The following is a 19,004-nucleotide window of genomic DNA, read 5'->3' as shown; positions in this document are numbered from 1 at the left end:
TGTTCTGTCTTTGCGTGTCTGCGTGACTATTTAAGCTGCGACTTTTTGCGCTTCCATCAGGCCGACGAATCGATCGAACAAGTACGCAATATCGTTCGGTCCCGGCGACGCTTCAGGGTGACCCTGGAAGCAGAACGCGGGTTTGTCGGTAAGCGCAAAGCCCTGCAGCGTGCCATCGAACAGCGACGTATGCGTGACCCGGGCGTTGGCCGGCAGCGTGGCGGCATCGACAGCAAAACCGTGGTTCTGCGACGTGATCACCACGCGGCCGTTCTCGAGATCCTTCACCGGATGATTCGCGCCGTGATGGCCCGTTTTCATCTTCATGGTCTTCGCGCCCACAGCCAGGCCCATGATCTGGTGACCAAGGCAAATGCCGAAAGTCGGAATGCCGCGTTTGATGAATTCGCGCGTGGCTGCAATCGCGTAGTCGCACGGCTCCGGATCGCCGGGACCGTTCGAGAGGAAAATACCGTCGGGGTTCAGCGCGAGGGCGTCGGCAGCGGTCGACTCAGCCGGCAACACGGTGACATGGCAACCGCGCTCGGTCAGCATGCGCAGGATGTTGTACTTCACGCCGTAGTCGAACGCGACCACGCGATACTGCGGCGCCTTCTGCTCGCCGTAGCCGCTTTCCAGGCGCCATTCGGACTGTTTCCACTCGTACTTTTCCTTGGTGGAGATGACCTTGGCGAGGTCCATTCCCGACAAACCCGGAAACGAGCGGGCGAGTTCCAACGCTTTTGCTTCAGCGTCAGCACCCTCTCCGGCGAGAATGCAGCCGTTTTGCGCACCCTTGTCGCGTAGGATTCGCGTGAGTTTGCGTGTATCGATGTTCGAAATGGCGACCACGTTTTCCGCTTTCAGATAGTCGGCGAGGGATTGTTCGGAGCGGAAATTCGAGGCGAGCACCGGCAGATCTCGAATGATCAGGCCGGCGGCATGGACTTTGGTGGATTCGACGTCTTCAGCGTTCACACCGACATTGCCGATGTGCGGATACGTCAGGGTGACGATTTGCTGGGCGTAGCTCGGGTCCGTCAGGATTTCCTGATAACCGGTGATAGCGGTGTTGAACACCACTTCGCCGATCGTGTGACCGGACGCGCCGATCGAGTGACCACGAAAGACCGTGCCGTCGGCGAGTGCGAGGATTGCGGGAGAGAATGACGGCAACACGGGAGGCTCCTTTGGAACACCCTGTTTGCCGACCTGTCATCCGACCGTGGAGTCGCGCGCGGCCGTGAATTGGCGCGCACAGACCCGCATCGCGTTCGATTGCGTCGGGCGCAAGACTCGCCGGTTTCGCCGATAGAGCACCAATGACTGGGCGCGCGAATCAGGCGTCAGGCGAGTTGCGCGCGTGCTGCAAGGCGCGGCGGATGAGCGGTGAGTGGGAGGTAGGCGCTAGGGTGTAGGTTGATTTGCTCAAACCTTCGAATTATAGCCCGAAAACGCCCCTCCTTCCAAATTTGAGACGCGCAACATGCAAGACGCGTTCCAGGTCAGGTGCTGCGGGCCTTATGCAGTGGGCATGTGGCGATCATGAAGCCACGCCGCCGCGCTTTTCGAGAACGCTGCTGGGCAGGAAATACCAGATGGCGCTGGCAATTTGCAGTGCGATCAGCACGCCCCACGCGCTTAAGTGCGCCGCGGCGGGATAGTGGCCACCTTGGGCCGGCCAGCGCGATAGCATCGCGCCTATGCCCACCTGCAAGCCAAAGATCAGGATGAACAGTACGAGCGTGAGTGTGCTGTGTGCCCGGCCGATCATGTGCGTCGGGAAATACTCGGCCATCACCGCGTAACTCAGGATGCCGGTTCCTCCGAAAACGCCGTAACACGCAATCAGCAACGCCGGCGCAATGGGCGCGCGCATGAGCATGAGCACCTGAACAAGTACGAAAAGCGCCATGCCGAAGCCACAGAACGCGTAGACCGTGACGCCGCGCTTCTGCAGGCCGCGCGCTGCCACGCCAAACCCGACGCAACCGATCATCATCGCGATACCGAGCACCGACACCAGCACTGCCGCGTATTGAGCGCTGAGACCCATGACATCGAGGAGATAGGGCCTTATCCAGAGCGACTGCATCGCGTAGAAAACGCCTTGCGTGACGACCGAAAACGACGCGATCTTCCAGAACGCACCGCTGCCGAGGATGCGCCATGTGCCCTTGAACTGGGTGAGCATATCGGCATTTCGATGGACGCCGTCACGATGTTCCGGCGCAAACACGAAAATGGCCGCCGCGACCGCGAGGGTCATCGCGACGAGACCGTAGCAGACGTTGCGCCAGTCAGTCACGCCGAGCAGGATGGCGAGCGGCGAGCCGACCACCACACCGCCAAGGCCGCCTACCGCCATGACGAGGCCGTTGACCATCGGAAGTTGTGCGACGGGAAGGATCTGCGCGAGCGCCTTGAACGCTGCGCTCATGCAGACAGACACGCCCACGCCAATCAACAGCCGCCCCAGCATCATTGCGCCGATGCCGTGCGCCGCCCCGAATACGCCAATTCCGAGCGCCGCGAACAACAGCATGCCTGCTGTGACCCGGCGCGGGCCAAAGCGGTCGAGCAACATGCCTACGGGAATTTGCGCCGCCGCGAAGCCAAGGAAATACAGCGACGTGAGCAGGCCGAGATCGGCGCCGGACAAACCCAGGTCGTGCGTAATGTAAGGCGCGAAGCCAAGATTGACCCCGCGGAACACGTACGAGACGAAATATCCGGCAGAAAACAGGAAAAAGACGCGAAGCCGAACGGAGGACGTCATGTGCGGCGCAGTGGTTTTTATATGAAGCGGCAGTTTAACGCGCACGCGCAAATGAAAACGCCGTCACCTTGGTGACGGCGTGGATACTTGACCGCGCAGACAGGTTATTGCTTCTTCTTTTTATCTGTCGACTTGATTGATTTCGTGCTTTTGGAAACCGCCTCGGGTTTGACCGCAGCCGATTTGACCGCTTTGGACGGTGCACTGAATTTTTCGGTTACGCGCGTCACCTTGGCCGGAGCACTGGTCTTGCCGCCACGCGCCGTGCTCTTCGATTCCGGCACGTGCGTGCCGATCTTCGTCACGCCGCCCTTGGTGCGGCTCGACGCAGACACCGTTTCCACGCGCACCGGGCCGGGTTCAGCTGGGACAGCACGCCCAACCGGCACGTGCAGCACGATCAACTGGCCGGGCAACACCGAATCGCGGCGCGTACGGTTCCAGCTCTTGACCTGCGCGATCGACACGTTATAGCGATCGGCGAAGGTCGACATGGTTTGCGCACGGCGAACGCGAATCAGCATCTTGCGGGTATCGGGAACGTCCGGCTCCACAGCGAGCATCGCGCTTTCGGCAACGTCGGCGCTGATGTCCTCGTCGTCGTCGTCACTGCGCGGCACCACGATGGTCGAGCCCGCTTTTAGCCGCATGCCGGCTGGAATACGGTTCACCGACATCAGCGTATCCGCGTCCACGCCAATCTTCTGCGCGATGACCGCAGGTGTTGCTCGTTCGCTCACCGTATAAGTGGTCCACGACGACAACTGGCCCGAATACGACTTCAGATTCTTCTGGAAGGCGCTGGCGTTATCGAAGGGGAGCAAGATTTGCGGGTTCGTTGCGCCGAGAATCACCGGCTTCGCAAACGACGGATTCAGCGAGCGAAACTCCTCGACCGTCATGCCCGCGAGCTTGGCGGCCATGGTCACGTCCATGTCGCGCGATGTGGTGACCGTCACGAAATACGGGTGATTTGGAATGTCCGGAAGCGTCAGCCCGTACATTTGCGGATTGGCGACGATGTTCTTCACTGCTTGCAGCTTCGGGACGTAGTTGCGGGTCTCGTTCGGCATCCGCAGGCTTTGGTAGTCCGTCGGCAGGCCCATTGCCTCATTCTTGGCGATCGCCTTCTGCACATTGCCCTCGCCCCAGTTGTAGGCGGCTAGTGCCAGATCCCAGTCGCCGAACATGTCGTGAAGGCGCGAAAGATAGTCGAGCGCAGCGCTGGTGGAGGCGAGCACGTCGCGGCGCTCATCCTGAAACATGTTCTGCTTCAGGTTGTAGTCGCGGCCCGTGCCCGGCACGAACTGCCACATGCCCGCGGCCTTCGCGACCGATAGCGCCTGCGGGTTATAGGCCGATTCAATAAAGGGCAGCAACGCGAGTTCGGTCGGCATGTGCCGCTGCTCGAGCTCTTCGACAATGTGATACAGGTATTTTTGCGACCGCCCCGTCATACGCTCGACGTAATCCGGGCGTTGCGCGTACCAGTTGACCTGCATGTCGACCAGGTCGCTTTGCAAGTCGGGAATCTGGAAACCCCGGCGGATACGGCCCCACAAATCACCATCAGGTCCGCTAAGTGAATCGAGCGACGTCTTGTCGACGTTGATCGTTTCCTTGGCGGTGGCGTTCTTGCGGATTGCGTCTGCTACGGCTTGCTGATTTTGCGCTGAAGGGAGGGAAGAAAGGGAGTTGGTCGCTGTCGGGCCCTGGCTGGCACAAGCAGCCAATGTCAGGACGAGGAGCGCGCTTAAAATCAATCGCATGAACGTCTCGGATTCCAAAAAATGTGCTTGGAAATTTGGACCCGATAGTACGGAAGCGCACTCATCACGTCAATATAAATGCAAAAAACACAGCAAAATCCGAGGTCTGCAATGGTTTTCAACGTTTCAGATGAAGATAACCGCAGGCCTCTACGGGTTAGCGAAATTTGTCCTTCCAGCCGCGCAGCAGCGTGAACGCGTCGAGCCGGTCGCGCACCGGGCGCTCGAACTGCGCGGCAAGCGTGGCCTGCACGCTCTTTTCACCCACGCGCAGGAACGGGTTTGCATTTCGTTCGTGCTGGAGCGTGGTTGGAATGGTCGGCTGATTGCGCGCGCGCAGGCTCTCGGCTTCCTTCTGCCAGTCGGCCAGCGCTGCATTGCCCGGCTCGGCTGCGCGAGCGAAACGGATGTTCGACAGCGTATATTCGTGAGCGCAGTGAACGAGCGTGGCGTCGGGAAGTGCGGCGAGCGCGTCGAGCGAATTCAGCATTTGTTGCGGCGTACCTTCGAACAGACGGCCGCAGCCGCTCGCGAACAGGGTGTCGCCGCAAAAGAGATGCGGCGTGCCTTGGGGATCGCCCGGCTGGAAGTACGCTATATGTCCGGCGGTATGCCCCGGTACGTCGATAACCGAGCATTCCAGTGCCGGACTCGCGATACTGACGTGATCGCCCTGTTTCACGCGCCGTGTCAGATGCTCGATAGCCTCGCCAGCCGGGCCGATCACCGGGATATCTCCATCGGCTGATTGGCTAACAAGCAGTTTTGCGACGCCGCCGACGTGGTCGTGATGGTGGTGCGTGAGTAAAATAGCAGTCAGCCGCCAACCGCGTTTCGTCAGATAGGCTTCGACGGGCGCGGCGTCGCCAGGATCGACCACGACGGCATTGTGACCGTCCGACACCAGCCAGATGTAGTTGTCTTCGAACGCCGGAACCGGCACGTACTCAAGCGTTTTCATAAGGCGACTCACCCGAACATGTCAGAGCGAACAATTATAGACTGGCCCGCCTGGACACTTTCCGCGCCTGGCCGCTATGTGCTCGAGTGGGAACAGGCGCAGCTCGATCGCGTGGTGTCGGATATTTTCGGCTATCACGCGCTGCAACTCGGCCTGCCCGGGCTTGACGCGTTGCGCGAGAATCGCATGCCGTATCGCGGCCTCGTGCTCGATACCGCCAGCGCTGCCAGTGCGCCGTTCACGCTACCGCCGGCGGTTTCGGCCGACGCGCGGCCGGGCGTGACGTCGCTGCCATCGGCAAGCCGCGGCCTGCACGCGCCTGAAGGACGCAGCACCGTGTGGTGCGATCTCCTCGATTTGCCGTTCGAGGCGCAAAGTGTCGACCTGCTGGTCATGCCGCATACGCTGGAGTTCACGAGCGACCCGCATCGGCTGCTCAGAGAAGCTGAACGTGTGCTGATGCCTGAAGGGCAGTTGATCATCCTGGGCTTTAATTCCCTGAGCCTGTGGGGTGCGCGGCAATCGCTCGGCAAGGTTGCGGGCAAGCCGTTTGTCCCGTCGGCGCACGAAATGATCGCGTTCACGCGGATCAAGGACTGGATCAAGCTGCTCGGATTCGACCTTGAACGCGGGCGCTTCGGCTGCTATCGTCCGCCTCTCCTGACCGAACAGTGGCTGGCGCGCTATCAGTTCATGGAAGCCGCCGGCGACCGCTGGTGGCCCATTTTCGGCGCCGCCTACATGATTACGGCCATCAAGCGCGTGCGCGGCATGCGCCTGATCGGGCCGCGCAAGCTGAAAAAACCTGCCCTCGCACCGGGACTCGCCCCGGTCGCTACGCCGCATACACGCAACGAGCATTGATGACCTTAGACACCACCGACAAAGTAATCGACATTTATACTGACGGCGCCTGCAAAGGCAATCCTGGCCCCGGCGGCTGGGGCGCACTCCTGCGCTTCGGCGATCAGGAAAAGGAACTGTTCGGCGGCGAAACGCCGACGACCAACAACCGCATGGAGCTCATGGGCGTGATTTCGGCGCTCGAGGCGCTCAAGCGGCCGTGTCGCGTAGTCATTCACACCGACTCGCAATATGTCCAGAAGGGCATCAGCGAATGGATCCACGGCTGGAAAAAGAAGAACTGGACGACGGCGGCGAAAACGCCCGTCAAGAATGCGGATCTATGGAAACGGCTCGATGCGCTGGTGGGTCAGCACCAGATCGAATGGCGCTGGGTGAAAGGCCATTCGGGCCACCCGGAAAATGAACGCGCTGACGCGCTTGCGAATCGCGGCGTCACTTCACTCGCCGAAGGTTAATTTTTATTTCTATGCGCCAACTCGTACTCGATACCGAAACCACCGGCCTCAACGCCCGCACGGGCGATCGTATTATCGAAATCGGCTGCGTCGAGCTTGTGAATCGACGGCTCACCGGCAATAACCTGCACTTCTACGTGAATCCGGGACGCGACAGCGATCCGGGCGCGCTCGCGGTGCACGGCCTGACGACGGAATTTCTCAGCGACAAACCCAAATTCGCCGATATCGCCGCCGAGCTGCGTGACTTCGTGGCGGGTGCGGAACTGATCATCCATAACGCGCCGTTCGACGTCGGCTTCATGGACGTGGAGTTCGCTCTGGTCGGCATGCCTTGCGTGAAGGAAGTGTGCGGCGGTGTGATCGACACGCTCGTGCAGGCGAAGCAGATGTTCCCCGGCAAGCGCAATTCACTCGATGCGTTGTGCGACCGGTTTGGCATCAGCAACGCGCATCGGACGTTGCATGGCGCCCTGCTCGACTCGGAATTGCTGGCAGAAGTTTATCTGGCGATGACGCGCGGCCAGGAAAGCCTCGTGATCGATATGCTCGGTGAAGCGCAGTCGACGGGCGTTGGCCACGCGCCACGTATTGCGCTGGATGATTTGCAGTTGCCGGTGCTGGTGGCATCGGAGGAAGAACTGAGCGCACATCTCGCGGTTCTCGACGACCTCGACAAGGCGGTCAAGGGGACCAGCGTGTGGCGGATCGAGACGGTGATCGCGGTCGAAGTGCCTGCGGGGTCCTGATCTATCCAGCTAACGTGATTATTGAAGTGCTCAAAGATTCGCTTTACGAAATCGAAGAGCTCTGACATAATTCAGAGCTCTTCGGGTGGTTAGCTCAGCGGTAGAGCACTGCCTTCACACGGCAGGGGTCACAGGTTCAATCCCTGTACCACCCACCAGAATTCATGGGTTTATTCCCGAAGAAAATCAAAGGGTTACGCGAACAATCGCGTAACCCTTTGTTGTTTTTACACCCAAAAATTCGAGCACTGTCCCATCAAGGCAGTGCATTGAAAAAATCGTGCAAGATAAGGGACCCTAGGTACTTACCTGACGCACTCCTTACATGACGTCAATATGCTGATGGATTCGCTCTATCAGAGTATCGAACTCCAGCTGTCCCTGGTGGTATAGCGCTCGCGTCTTGCGATACTCCTGCGCGAAGCGCTCACGCTGAGCAGCGTCAGCCAGGATAAAGGCTGGATTTCGGGCGATCACCAACTCATCGCCGCACCGAAAGCGCTGAGCCTTACGCTCCTGATAAGCAGGCCCCCGCATGAACGCCTGCACCTCCTCCAAGCCGAGAAGACAGTACACGTCGTAGTAGTGCCGAAGGAAATTGCCGGGAAATGCCTCTGCCTCACCCAAACGGCGGTATTTGGTGGAAATCGTCTGAAGTTTCTCGACGAAGGTATGTGTCGGCGCATAACAAGGTACGTCCACCGCACGGTTGTCGAACACATCAACACCGCGATCTCGGGCCACATCAAGAGCCCATGACGAAATGGTGACCGCTCGATTAGGCGCTGTATCGTCAAACCCCAGCTCCAACAAGATGCCGTCTTTGACGCCCGCCAATGCCGGTACGCGCGACTTGTAGATCAAACGAATGCCGGCGCTACGCATCTTCTCATCATCAAACTGCCGGTCACGCTCGACACTACCAATGCCTGGCATGCTGATTCGTGCCGCCAGCCCATCGTAAAAAGCGCGTCGCGAATCAACATGCGCCGGTTTGTCTTGATTGCGTCCCGTCTTCACATCCATATCGCCAGGCGGTTCGATGCGGATATCAATGTCTTCAGAGAAGCGATGAATGACGCCAAAGCCCTTTGACAGAGACGTCCCGCCTTTCAGCTCGAATTGAAAGCCCTGCGCCTGCAAACCCCACAGGCAATGCATGATCCAGTAGTCCTTCTCGACCAGCATGGGAGCAATTGCTCGCTCGTCAGCCACGATCGCAAGCAACTGATCGAAGTCCTTCCGATCGTGCAGAAAATCAGGCACTTCCCCACTCCCTCAGACGCTTGCGCGTCGCCACATTGCCAAAGCTGTCAGCCGCACGCAGGAGTCGAGCTGAGTCGAAGGAAGACAGTTTGCCACGCGCCTGGCGTAAGACTTCATTCCGATCCTCGGCCAACTCCTCAAGATTGTTCAGCAAATCAACATAGAGAAATTCTGGGGTCAGTTTCTTCGGAAAACGCGGTTTCACGCGGAAATCGAACTCACGATTACCGAGCCGGAAAACGCCATGACGCTTATGGTTGTAAACCAGCGTGCTGTTATAGAGCTGAGTGGTGCCAAGGCCTACGGCGTTATAGGTCGAAGGCGAAAACATCAGAAAGTCCTTATCACGCAGAAAACTCTCGACCACTTCCTCATCGGACGGCGGCAGCGGGCCAAAGCTGGACTGCTTCGGTGCGTGATAAAGCCCCTGGGCAAGCTTCTTAAGTTTCCCTGCGCTCACCAGCTCACGAAGATGCCTATCCACCGCGGTCGACAGGCGCGCGAGATCTTCCCGTCGATAGACGCGACCGGGCCTCAATTCGCCTGCGAGATGCGCGGCGGCCCCTCGGAGGGACTCAGCAGTGGATGGGACAGCGGTCGACATGCCTAATTTCTCATTGAAATTTCATGCATTTTATCGCATTGCACCGATTCTGTCAGTCCTCCCAAAATACGCCCGAAACGGCCCTCCTCGCCTCAACAACAGGACAGTTTGCGCCCATCTTGCGCTACACTTGCGTCGGTCCTGCCCGAAGCTGGACCTTCACACGGCAGGGGTCACAGGTTCAATCCCTGTACCACCCACCAGATTCGCGTGACCCGCAAGATTAAAGGCCCTCAGACGAAAGTCTCGGGGATTTTTTTTGTGCCAAAAATCGCGGATTGTGCCTGCAATAATGTTTATCGATTTCACCGCTAAACGACTTGAAGGCGCGAGGTGTCTACTCAAGCTAATGCTTCAGCTTATCGACTCGTCGATCCTGATCTATATCGTCACGTTCATCCATGGGCGATAAGGAACATTGTCATATACCCGTGCCGCGATGGATCTGAGAGGCTGGCCGTCGCGAAACGACGCAGTGACTACACACGCAACCTCATCACGGCACTGGGAAGCGATAAGGGCCGCCAAGTTAGATCGACTTCAACTACAACCAAGTGACCTCAGGCCACATCGGCAAGGGCTTGCACCGCATTTGATAATAGTTGATAAATGAAATAACATGAAAATGAACAATTTGAGGGCACGGCCATGATTAGCGCAGACCTTGGACAGCAACTTGAAGGGTACATCGCGAAGCTCGTCGAGACGGGCCGCTATGGCTCGAAAAGCGAAGTCTTGCGTGAAGGCGTGAGACTGATTCAGGACCGCGAGATGCAGCTTGTCGCACTGGATGCTGTGATCGGGCGTGGCATCGCCGATTCTGATGCAGGCCGGGGCAAGCCCGCCGAGGAAGTATTCGACCGGCTCGAAGCAAAATACCGGGCGATGGTGAACGACAAGCCGTGAAAGTTCGCATTTTGCCCGCCGCTGAGGCCGAGCTTGAGGCCATCGGCGATTACATCGCCCGAGACAATCCGCGCCGCGCCATGAGCTTCGTGCGGGAACTGAGAGACAAGTGCCTGGGCCTTGGGGACATAGCGCTCGCCTTCCCAATCGTGCCGCGCTACGAGGATCGCGGCGTGCGCCACCGGGTTCATGGCAGCTACCAGATTTTCTATCGCGTAGTCGGCCAACCCGCCGAGCGGATCGACGTGATTCATGTCCTGCACGGCGCTCGCGACTACGGCGCGATCCTCTTTCCTTAGGGCGGCAGAAGCCACTCCGACGGCAGCGCTCTCAGGCCACTCCACGATTTGAGGGTAATCGGTGCGATGACTGAAACCTCGTAGCGTTAGTTTTGGACGCTCAACCTGACAACGTCCATGACGCACGGAGAGTAAAGTCCTTCTTGGATTCGGACGCCGTAGCGACATGTATAGACAGTGGCGCTACGCAGCAATGCACTGAGAGTCAAGTTCGCCTGATAGATGTCGTGGCATATGCGCCCCCATTCAGCTCACTTGATTCGAGACCTCCATGCGAGCGCCTGAGCACGTCTCATTTCCACACTCCGTCATCCAGGCGTGGTGACTTCGGGGAGAAGACTTTGCGTTTCAATCTCTAAACGCAGGCCGGTCGCTCGTATCAGCCGTACCTTTGAGACGCGCAAGCGGGAATGCCTCGTTTTCACGCAACGTCTCCACTCGCCCCTCGCCGAGAACGTGCAAACCATGACGCTCGCCGAGCACGATGCCATGCGTACCATGCAAATACAAAGCCGACCCCTCAGGCAACGCAAGCACCTGCTCCGGCGCATTGATCGCGAGAAACTCCGCAAGGCGCTCCTCACGGCTTTCGCCGTTATGCCCGACAGGCTTACCGCTGATGAAATGCGAATTGACCTGAAACGCAACCAGCCCAAGCCCACGAAGCGTGGGCGGTTGAACAACCGATATATCATTAGTGGTACAGATCGTCGGGCATGCGACATTACTTCCCCCCTCCATTCCACGTAAGGGCGTACCCGCCATCACCTTCGCGCGGATCGCATCGACAATGCCCGCATCGTAGAATCGCTTGAGCAACGCGAACGTGTTGCCGCCTCCAATCGCTATAGCTTCAGCCTGCCCTATCGCCACGAGCGGGTTATCGCTGCGATGAATCGATTCCAGCGGATAGCCAAGGCGGTCGAACGCCGGCTTGACCCGGTCTTCGTAGTTATCGAAGCTGAACGTGACGGCCGCGAATGGCACGAACAACACCTTGCGCGAATTGCTCATCAAAAGAATGCGTTGTGTCATGCCATACGCCGCCTGACGCTGACCCCGACTGGCTTAGTACCCGCGGGGGTTCAAGCCCCGATGCTCGCGCTCTGCCGCAACGACGCGTCTAGCGCTCGTGCCGTCTTGCGATCGCCCTCGCTTGCCAGCGCGGCGCGGAAGACAGTTTTGCGATTGTGTCCGGCGGCGGCGGGCGAATCCCATAGCAATTCCATCATGGGACGCGCCTCACGGCCGAACAAACCGCGCTTCTTCGGCACAACGGCGACCGCGGTAGCGCTGCTTTCCGAGCCGGCAACCCCAATCCCGGAAGCCATCCCCTCAGGCCATTTCACCGATAACTCCCTCGGATCGTACTGGCCGAGTTTACGGCTTTCGGCCCAGACGACGGCCGTGCGCGTGGTGGTATCGATGGAAATGGCATAACGCCCGATTGCAAACCGGCGCGCGGCAATATTCGTGCGCCACAATGCGCGCGGCCGGCAAATCCACAGCACTACGGCATAAAGCGCGGGTGCGACGAGCAGCCAACCATTGGTTTCGGCCAGTGCATGCACGGCGTCTTTCCAGCCGGCGGCCCACGTAAAGAACCCGACCGACCACACCGCGAACAGGAAGCTCAGCAGCGCGAGCAGCCGCAAGGCTTGCCGGAGCCACTGCGGCAGCGGATGCAGCGGCCGTTCCGCGCGCGCCCGGGCACCGGGAAGGAACAGGAGCAGAAACAAAAGCACGAGGGTGACGCAGGCCCACGGCGACGAAGTCATCGCGCGCAGCGAAGAGAGATAGCCCATCTGCGACATCGAGAACAACCAGCGCGCGGCCAGCACGAGTCCGATCGCCCGCAGCGCGAACACAGTGCCAGCACCGGGTGCCGGGCTCGCGCTACTCTGCTTCGTTCTCGCCAAAACTTCGCTCCTGTTCACGACTGTCCTTGTTCGCGCGGTAAGTTCCTCCCGTCGCGCGATGCGATTTTCAAGAGACTTCCACACCCGTCCATACGTCCGTTCCGATGCTGCACCGCATTTCACGAGGCCCGCACATTATAGGGAGAATGTCGAAAACGGCATCGGCCCGGCATGCTCAACCCTTCGATAACGCGTGAAGCTTGCCCCTGCAGTGTGTCAAAACAACAACGCCCCGTGCGCCTGACGGCGCACGGGGCGTTGTTTTAGCTTTTATCGAGCGCCCGATCAGGCGGCGCTCAAAAGAGCCTCATCGAACCTGAAAATCAGCTCGCGTTGACTTCGCGCAGAACGGTGCGGCGCTTCGCGCGCAGCAGTTCTTCGTACGTATGAACATAGCGGGCAGCCATGACCTTCGACGAGAAACGCGTTTCGAATGCCTGGCGCACCTTGGCGCGCGGCAGCGTGTCGAGGCGCTTCACCGCGGCGATTGCGCTCAACTCGTCTTCCACGACAAAACCCGACACGCCGTTTTCGATCACTTCCGGCACCGATCCACGATTAAACGCGATCACAGGCGTACCGCAAGCCATGGCTTCGATCATCACCAGGCCAAACGGCTCCGGCCAGTCGATCGGGAACAGCAGCGCGTGCGCGTTGCCGAGGAATTCGGTCTTCTGCTGCTCGTTGATCTCACCGATGTACTCAACATGCGGCAGCGCGAACAACGGCTTGATCTTCTCTTCGTAGTACGCGCGGTCGGCGTTATCGATCTTCGCCGCGATCTTGATCTTCATGCCCGCTGCGCCGGCAATCCGGATCGCCCGGTCAACCCGCTTTTCCGGCGAAATGCGGCCGAGGAACGCGAGGTAGCCCGGTTCCACGTTCGGGATCGGCTTGAGGAGGTTTTCCGGCAGGCCGTGATACACGGTCGAGAGCCAGTTGGCTTGCGGCAACGGCTGACGCTGGTTGTCGGAGATCGAGACGACCGGCGCATCATTGAACGTGCTGAAGATGGGCTGCAGTTCCGGCAGGTCGAGACGGCCATGCATGGTCGTCAGGAACGGCACCGGCTGGCGCGAGAACAGCGAGAACGGGTAGTAGTCGATGTGAAAATGCAACACATCGAATTCGTCAGCGCGGCGGCGCACTTCTTCCAGCAACAGCATGTGCGGCGCCATCGTGTCGCGGATGGTCGGGTCGAGGCGCAGCGCTTGCGGCCAGAAGGCTTCGAGCTTCGCCGACGTTTGCGAATCACCGCTCGCGAACAACGTGACGTCATGACCGGCCTCAACCAGCGCTTCGGTCAGATAGGACACCACGCGCTCCGTGCCACCGTAGAACTTGGGGGGGACGGCTTCGTGAAGAGGCGCGATTTGAGCGATTCGCATGTCGGAAACTCCTAAATATGTCAGGCAAAATTGATGCGCTTGGCATCGGTCGTTAAATCAAGCGAATCGCCCACCCGGGTTCGGCACGGTGCTGGTGTCTCCAGCGTAATGGCCGATAGCACGAGAAAAAATCGCGATGCTTCGCTGTTTGCTTGGGTGCTGCTGGTGCTTCGGGTGTCGGGCGCCTGTTTCGGAGCGTGATCAGGCAGAGCAAGATCGATTCCATCTCGTAAATGCAGCGCACCCAGCCATAAACGCACAACCGACGGAGCCGTTGACCGGAACCTACAACAACCTGTCAAAAAGACTAAGGGGAAACCCGGATGAAGTATCCCGGTTTTTACACGGTTTCCTACCTGACATTTCAACTTATTTACGTTGTTACACCGTCGATACACTTTGCAAACCCTTGTTTATCAAGGCTGTTCTACGCTGGTCGACATGAATCCGAACCGGTCGCAGCCGGGCGCGAGCCGCCAAAGCGCTGCGACACCCAACAGATCCGGCCAAGCCATGACGGACCCGATGGCTACCGGATTTGCCATTAGCGGCGCTGTGCAGGTAGCGGGACCGCGACGTGCTTTCACCTGCCAAGGGCATAGTTCTCAGTTCCAACTCGTTCACGTCGAGGTACCGCCGACAGCACAGTGCGAACCGTGTGCGGACCGTGAAAGGTGCAGGACGCGTCGTCAGCGGGCATTGATTGTCCGGTTCGGGCGACGCACTTTTGCCGAAAATCAGCCTTGGCTGATGGATATGCACCACGGAAAGCATTATGCGAGACGATTTGGCTCGCTACACTCGCTACAATTCAGCAATCGGTGCTGCACGCTTGTCGCCTCGCTCTGGTCAGACACGCCGCATGCGGCCACGGCGAAGCATCGCGCTCAACCGCTCTACTCAACAAAAAAGACCATTGGACCAACTCACTGTCTCTCAGCGTAACGTGCACAACGCGAAGCTAGCGAGCTATGCAAGCCGCCCGCTGGCGTTCCTGTTTCGTTACATCCGCCGGCATCCGGTCGCGCACACCATCGTCCTGGTCAGCGTGCTGTCCGCTGTCGGCTGCGCGCTCGCCTCGCAGTACGCGATCAAACACCTGATCGACGTGCTCGGCCAGGGCCGCGGCCATCCCGGCCCGCTCTGGGCCGCCTTCATGATCCTAGTGGGCCTGATCGCCGCCGACAACATGCTGTGGCGGGTCGGCGGCTGGGTCGGCGCGCATACGTTCGTCGTCGTGACGGGCGACTTGCGGCGCGACCTGTTCTCCTACCTCAGCGGCCATTCCCCCACCTACTTCTCCGAGAAACAGCCCGGCATGCTCGCCAGCCGGATCACGGCGACATCGAATGCAATCTATACCGCCGAAAACACCATGGCGTGGAACGTGTTGCCGCCGTGCATCGCGGTGATCGGTGCGATCGTGATGATCGTTGCGGTGAATCCACTCATGGCCTGCTGCCTGATGCTGGCTTCAGCCATTCTCGCGTTCGTGCTGTACCGGCTGGCCGGTCGCGGTTCGGCGCGGCACCACACGTTTGCCACGAAAGCCGCCTCTGTGGACGGCGAGCTGGTCGACGTGATCGGCAACATGGCGCTGGTGCGGGCATTCGGTATGACGTTTCGCGAGCAAAAGCGCTTCGGCTCGACGGTCAAGGCCGAAATGGTCGCGCGTCAGCAAAGCTTGCTGTATCTCGAGAAACTGCGGCTGTTCCACGCGGTCGTGACCGCGATTCTCTCGGCTGGGCTGCTCGGCTGGGCGTTGTGGCTGTGGTCGAAGGGGCGAGCCACGTCCGGCGATATCGTGCTGGTCAGCTCACTCGGCTTCACCATTCTCCACGGCACGCGCGATCTGGCTGTTGCCCTCGTGGATGTGACGCAGCACGTCGCGCGTCTGGCGGAAGCCGTGCAGACACTGCTGGAACCGCACGGCATGCCCGACCGGTCCGACGCAACGGAGCTTGTGCAGCAAGGCGGCCGGGTGGATTTCGAGGAAGTCACGTTCGCGTATCCGCGCCGCCGGCCGATCCTCGATAAATTCAACCTGCACATCGAGCCGGGTCAGCGTGTTGGCCTGATCGGCAAGTCGGGTGCGGGGAAATCGACCGTGCTTGCGCTGCTGCAACGCTTCTATGAAGCGCAGGGCGGCGCCATCAAGGTCGACGGGCAGGATATCTCGCTGATCACGCAGGACAGCCTGCGGATGTCCATTGCGCTCGTGCCGCAGGACATTTCGCTGTTCCACCGCACCGTGTACGAAAACATTGCGTACGGCCGGCCGGACGCGTCGCGAGAAGAAGTGCTCGCCGCCGCCCGCGAGGCGCGCTGCTCGGACTTCATCGAAGCCATGCCGGAAGGGTTCGACACCATCGTGGGCGACCGTGGCGTGAAGCTGTCGGGCGGACAGCGCCAGCGCATTGCCATCGCCCGCGCGATCCTGAAAAACGCGCCAATCCTGCTGCTAGACGAAGCCACGTCGGCACTCGACAGTTCGTCGGAAGAAGCGATCCAGCAAGCGCTCGACCGGCTGATGGTCGGCCGCACGGTGATTGCAATTGCGCACCGGTTGTCGACGCTGCAAGGCTTCGACCGGATTATCGTGATGAGCGCCGGCAAGGTGATCGACGACGGTTCGCCGGACCAGTTGCGCAACCGGCCGGGGTTATATCGGGAACTGCTGTCCAAGCAGCACGGCAAGTTGCCGCCAGCGACCATGCCCTCGCAACAACTTGCGGCTAGGGCTGAGTCGACCTGAGCCTGGGTCGGCAAGACCCGAGCAGTTCGCGATAAAAAGCCGTTTCGGATTCATCAGACCGAAGCGGCTTTTTTACGCCTGCAGATCACGCATGAAATTGTCGCGCCAGACGGACACGTTGTTCTCGCGAAGCTGGGCGAACATGTCCGCGTACCGGACCTGCCGCTCGTTCAGCGGCATGGCGAGGGCTGTGGCCAGCGCGTCCGCCATGCCGTCGATATCGAGCGGATTCACGATCAGCGCGCCGTTCAATTCCTGCGCCGCGCCCGCGAATTGGGACAGGACGAGCACGCCGGGATCATCGGGATCCTGTGCCGCCACATATTCCTTGGCGACCAGGTTCATGCCGTCGCGCAACGGCGTGACGAACCCCACATGCGACGCGCGAAACAACGCGGCCAGCACAGGCCGCTCATATTGCCGATGGATATAGCGGATCGGCGTCCAGTCGAGCTCCGCGTACCGCCCGTTGATGCGCCCCGATTCCGCCTCGAGCTGCAACCGGATGTCGCGATAGGTGTCCATATCGGCGCGTGTGGGCGGCGCGATCTGCACGAAGGAGACGTTGTTGCGCTGCGCCGGCTGATGTTCCAGCAGCTTTTCGAACGCACGAAAGCGCTCGACCAGCCCCTTCGAATAATCAAGCCGGTCGACGCTCATGATCAGCTTGCGATCGCGCAGCGTCGTCTTGACGGTCTGCACTTCGCGTCCGCTTTCACCGTCTTTGGCGAGCGACGCAATCTCGTCGGGATAAACGCCGATCGGGTAAGCCGCCGCCCGCAGGGTCTTGCCGAAAGCGCTCACCACGTTCGGCCGGCCGGGAATACGCACGACCGAGCCATTCGCTTCCGTCTCGATGTAATCGCAAAACGCGCGCAGATCGGGCGCCGTCTGGAAACCGAGCAGGTCGAAGGAACACAGCGCCTCGACCAGCACGCGATGACGCGGCACGCTGAGCAGAACCTGCGCCGCCGGAAACGGAATGTGCAGGAAAAAGCCGATGCGGTTGGTCACGCCCTCATCGCGCAGCGCCTGGGCAAACGGGATCAGGTGATAGTCGTGGACCCAGATGACATCGTCGGCTTTCAGCAGCGGCGCCAGTTGCTTCGCGAGCCAACGGTTCACGCGGCAATAACCATCGAATTCATCGCGGTCGAACTGGATCAGATCCGGCCGATAGTGAAACGCCGGCCACAACGTGGCGTTCGAGAAGCCGCGGTAATACTGGTCGTAATCGCGCTGCGCGAGGCCAATGGTCGCGAATGTCACCCGGCCGCGCTCCTCCAGGGTGATGCCTTCGGGCGGCTCCGTCACCACGTCGCCGCTCCAGCCGAACCACATGCCGCCGGTTTCCTTGAGCGCGTCGTAGACCCCGACTGCCAGACCGCCGGCCGCCGGGCCGCCTTCGGAAATTGGCGCGACCCGGTTCGAAACAATGATCAGCCTGCTCACGAACGCGTCCCTTTGGAACCTTCAATACCCGCAATACGCTGCAGCCAGTCAAGCAGCGCGCCAACCGACTCCACCCGCGAATGCGCGAGCGTGTCGCCGGCCCCGACCTTGATCGAGACCCCGTTGCGCTCGTTCACCACCGCGAAGCCTTTCTCGTCCGTCAGATCGTCGCCGATAAACACCGGGCGGCGACCCGCAAACGGCGGCTCATTGAGGAAGGCACGCACCGCACGGCCTTTATCGACGTCCTTCGGCTTGATTTCGTAGACCATCTTGCCGGGCTGCAGCACATAGGCGTCGGCGTATTGGGCGACGAGTTTCTCGGTCACCTCACGTGCCGCCAGGCCGCGCTCCGGCGCATTGCGGTAATGCAGCGCAAGCGCCGCGCCCTTGATTTCCAGCAGCATGCCCGGATTGGCCGTCACCGCGCCTTCGAGCACGTGTTCCATGCGCAGCAGGCGCTCGTCGTTGAAACCAACGCGCTGGACATCCGCGTTCGAGTCGCGTCGCTCGGCGCCGTGCAAACCCGCCACGGGCAAATCGGGCATGGAAAGAAACGAGTCGATGCTCTCGATCCCGCGTCCCGACACGATCGCCACCGCGCCATTGGTCGCGCGGCGCAATGCGCTCAGGATGGCCGGCACCACCGGCGGCACGATGATGCCGTCCGGCGTGGGTGCAAGTTCGACGAGCGTGCCGTCGAAATCGAAGAAAAAAGCGGTGGTGGCAAGCGGAAAATTGTCTGGGAGGTTTTGCATCAATATCTGCCTTTCAGCCGGAAAAGGACCGGAAAAGTGTGCGCATGTTACCGCGCTTTGTAACCCTGTCTGGGAAA

At 60.1% G+C, this 19,004-nt stretch carries 17 protein-coding genes and 1 tRNA gene; 7 read left to right on the top strand and 11 right to left on the bottom strand.

The genetic code is table 11. The features are described from left to right. Window positions 1-30: 30 nt before the first annotated feature. The 4 genes from carA to gloB form a co-directional block, all read right to left on the bottom strand. On the bottom strand, window positions 31-1,179 hold the full coding sequence (gene carA, locus ABH944_RS28415; RefSeq protein WP_404610548.1) for a glutamine-hydrolyzing carbamoyl-phosphate synthase small subunit: 1,149 nt from the start codon (window positions 1,177-1,179) through the stop codon (window positions 31-33). A 364-nt stretch (window positions 1,180-1,543) separates the two neighbouring features. Then, a complete protein-coding gene (locus ABH944_RS28410; protein WP_404610549.1) occupies window positions 1,544-2,779 on the bottom strand; it encodes an MFS transporter in 1,236 nt (411 codons plus the stop codon). Window positions 2,780-2,883: 104 nt separating this feature from the next. Further along, a complete protein-coding gene (locus ABH944_RS28405) occupies window positions 2,884-4,548 on the bottom strand; it encodes a transglycosylase SLT domain-containing protein (RefSeq protein WP_404610550.1) in 1,665 nt (554 codons plus the stop codon). Between the two features lie 157 nt (window positions 4,549-4,705). Next, entirely contained in the window at window positions 4,706-5,509 is an 804-nt protein-coding gene (gloB, locus tag ABH944_RS28400; protein WP_404610551.1) for a hydroxyacylglutathione hydrolase, read from the bottom strand. Window positions 5,510-5,527: 18 nt separating this feature from the next. Between gloB and ABH944_RS28395 the strand changes: the two genes are divergently transcribed. From ABH944_RS28395 to ABH944_RS28380, 4 genes are all read left to right on the top strand, one after another. Beyond that, entirely contained in the window at window positions 5,528-6,373 is an 846-nt protein-coding gene (locus ABH944_RS28395; RefSeq protein WP_062084659.1) for a class I SAM-dependent methyltransferase, read from the top strand. Next, window positions 6,373-6,831: a ribonuclease HI gene (rnhA, locus tag ABH944_RS28390; RefSeq protein ID WP_404610552.1), complete on the top strand. Its 459-nt coding sequence runs from the start codon at window positions 6,373-6,375 to the stop codon at window positions 6,829-6,831. The genes ABH944_RS28395 and rnhA overlap by 1 nt, the downstream gene beginning before the upstream one ends. A gap of 11 nt (window positions 6,832-6,842) precedes the next feature. Further along, window positions 6,843-7,580, top strand: a complete 738-nt coding sequence (dnaQ, locus tag ABH944_RS28385) for a DNA polymerase III subunit epsilon (RefSeq protein ID WP_404610553.1) — start codon at window positions 6,843-6,845, stop codon at window positions 7,578-7,580. Between the two features lie 83 nt (window positions 7,581-7,663). Continuing rightward, window positions 7,664-7,738: transfer RNA gene (locus ABH944_RS28380), tRNA-Val, on the top strand. 163 nt (window positions 7,739-7,901) lie between these two features. Here ABH944_RS28380 and ABH944_RS28375 read toward each other — a convergent pair. Together ABH944_RS28375 and ABH944_RS28370 are read right to left on the bottom strand one after the other, a co-directional pair. Beyond that, window positions 7,902-8,846: a nucleotidyl transferase AbiEii/AbiGii toxin family protein gene (locus tag ABH944_RS28375; protein WP_404610554.1), complete on the bottom strand. Its 945-nt coding sequence runs from the start codon at window positions 8,844-8,846 to the stop codon at window positions 7,902-7,904. After that, a complete protein-coding gene (locus ABH944_RS28370; protein ID WP_404610555.1) occupies window positions 8,839-9,450 on the bottom strand; it encodes a hypothetical protein in 612 nt (203 codons plus the stop codon). The genes ABH944_RS28375 and ABH944_RS28370 overlap by 8 nt, the downstream gene beginning before the upstream one ends. Before the next feature lie 648 nt (window positions 9,451-10,098). On the opposite strand from ABH944_RS28370, the gene ABH944_RS28365 reads away from it, so the two are divergent. Further along, entirely contained in the window at window positions 10,099-10,356 is a 258-nt protein-coding gene (locus tag ABH944_RS28365; protein WP_404610556.1) for a type II toxin-antitoxin system ParD family antitoxin, read from the top strand. Further along, a complete protein-coding gene (locus tag ABH944_RS28360; RefSeq protein WP_404610557.1) occupies window positions 10,353-10,655 on the top strand; it encodes a type II toxin-antitoxin system RelE/ParE family toxin in 303 nt (100 codons plus the stop codon). The genes ABH944_RS28365 and ABH944_RS28360 overlap by 4 nt, the downstream gene beginning before the upstream one ends. Before the next feature lie 348 nt (window positions 10,656-11,003). Here ABH944_RS28360 and pepE read toward each other — a convergent pair whose 3' ends face one another. From pepE to ABH944_RS28345, 3 genes are all read right to left on the bottom strand, one after another. Further along, window positions 11,004-11,690, bottom strand: a complete 687-nt coding sequence (pepE, locus tag ABH944_RS28355) for a dipeptidase PepE (RefSeq protein WP_404610558.1) — start codon at window positions 11,688-11,690, stop codon at window positions 11,004-11,006. Between the two features lie 50 nt (window positions 11,691-11,740). Beyond that, window positions 11,741-12,574, bottom strand: coding sequence for a hypothetical protein (locus ABH944_RS28350; protein ID WP_404610559.1), 834 nt, complete (start codon window positions 12,572-12,574; stop codon window positions 11,741-11,743). Between the two features lie 323 nt (window positions 12,575-12,897). After that, window positions 12,898-13,962 carry a glycosyltransferase family 4 protein gene (locus tag ABH944_RS28345; protein WP_404610560.1) on the bottom strand — a complete coding sequence of 355 codons (1,065 nt, stop codon included), beginning with the start codon at window positions 13,960-13,962 and terminating at the stop codon, window positions 12,898-12,900. An 862-nt stretch (window positions 13,963-14,824) separates the two neighbouring features. Here ABH944_RS28345 and ABH944_RS28340 point away from each other — a divergent pair. Then, window positions 14,825-16,717, top strand: a complete 1,893-nt coding sequence (locus ABH944_RS28340) for an ABC transporter ATP-binding protein (RefSeq protein ID WP_404610561.1) — start codon at window positions 14,825-14,827, stop codon at window positions 16,715-16,717. Between the two features lie 72 nt (window positions 16,718-16,789). Here ABH944_RS28340 and otsA read toward each other — a convergent pair whose 3' ends face one another. Further along, a complete protein-coding gene (otsA, locus tag ABH944_RS28335) occupies window positions 16,790-18,169 on the bottom strand; it encodes an alpha,alpha-trehalose-phosphate synthase (UDP-forming) (protein WP_404610562.1) in 1,380 nt (459 codons plus the stop codon). After that, a complete protein-coding gene (gene otsB / locus ABH944_RS28330) occupies window positions 18,166-18,927 on the bottom strand; it encodes a trehalose-phosphatase (RefSeq protein WP_404610563.1) in 762 nt (253 codons plus the stop codon). The genes otsA and otsB overlap by 4 nt, the downstream gene beginning before the upstream one ends. Window positions 18,928-19,004 lie beyond the last annotated feature (77 nt).

This window comes from Caballeronia udeis (genome assembly GCF_044909315.1).
GTDB classification, from domain to species: domain Bacteria; phylum Pseudomonadota; class Gammaproteobacteria; order Burkholderiales; family Burkholderiaceae; genus Caballeronia; species Caballeronia udeis_A.
The sequence above is the reverse complement of the archived record's forward strand: the minus strand, read 5'-3'. Positions and strand labels throughout refer to the sequence as shown.

Coding starts and splice junctions, on each gene's coding strand:
- ABH944_RS28410 (WP_404610549.1), bottom strand. CDS start 2,779: ATGACGTCCTCCGTTCGGCTTCGCGTCTTTTTCCTGTTTTCTGCCGGA.
- ABH944_RS28405 (WP_404610550.1), bottom strand. CDS start 4,548: ATGCGATTGATTTTAAGCGCGCTCCTCGTCCTGACATTGGCTGCTTGT.
- gloB (WP_404610551.1), bottom strand. CDS start 5,509: ATGAAAACGCTTGAGTACGTGCCGGTTCCGGCGTTCGAAGACAACTAC.
- ABH944_RS28395 (WP_062084659.1), top strand. CDS start 5,528: ATGTCAGAGCGAACAATTATAGACTGGCCCGCCTGGACACTTTCCGCG.
- rnhA (WP_404610552.1), top strand. CDS start 6,373: ATGACCTTAGACACCACCGACAAAGTAATCGACATTTATACTGACGGC.
- dnaQ (WP_404610553.1), top strand. CDS start 6,843: ATGCGCCAACTCGTACTCGATACCGAAACCACCGGCCTCAACGCCCGC.
- ABH944_RS28370 (WP_404610555.1), bottom strand. CDS start 9,450: ATGTCGACCGCTGTCCCATCCACTGCTGAGTCCCTCCGAGGGGCCGCC.
- ABH944_RS28365 (WP_404610556.1), top strand. CDS start 10,099: ATGATTAGCGCAGACCTTGGACAGCAACTTGAAGGGTACATCGCGAAG.
- pepE (WP_404610558.1), bottom strand. CDS start 11,690: ATGACACAACGCATTCTTTTGATGAGCAATTCGCGCAAGGTGTTGTTC.
- ABH944_RS28345 (WP_404610560.1), bottom strand. CDS start 13,962: ATGCGAATCGCTCAAATCGCGCCTCTTCACGAAGCCGTCCCCCCCAAG.
- ABH944_RS28340 (WP_404610561.1), top strand. CDS start 14,825: ATGCGGCCACGGCGAAGCATCGCGCTCAACCGCTCTACTCAACAAAAA.
- otsB (WP_404610563.1), bottom strand. CDS start 18,927: ATGCAAAACCTCCCAGACAATTTTCCGCTTGCCACCACCGCTTTTTTC.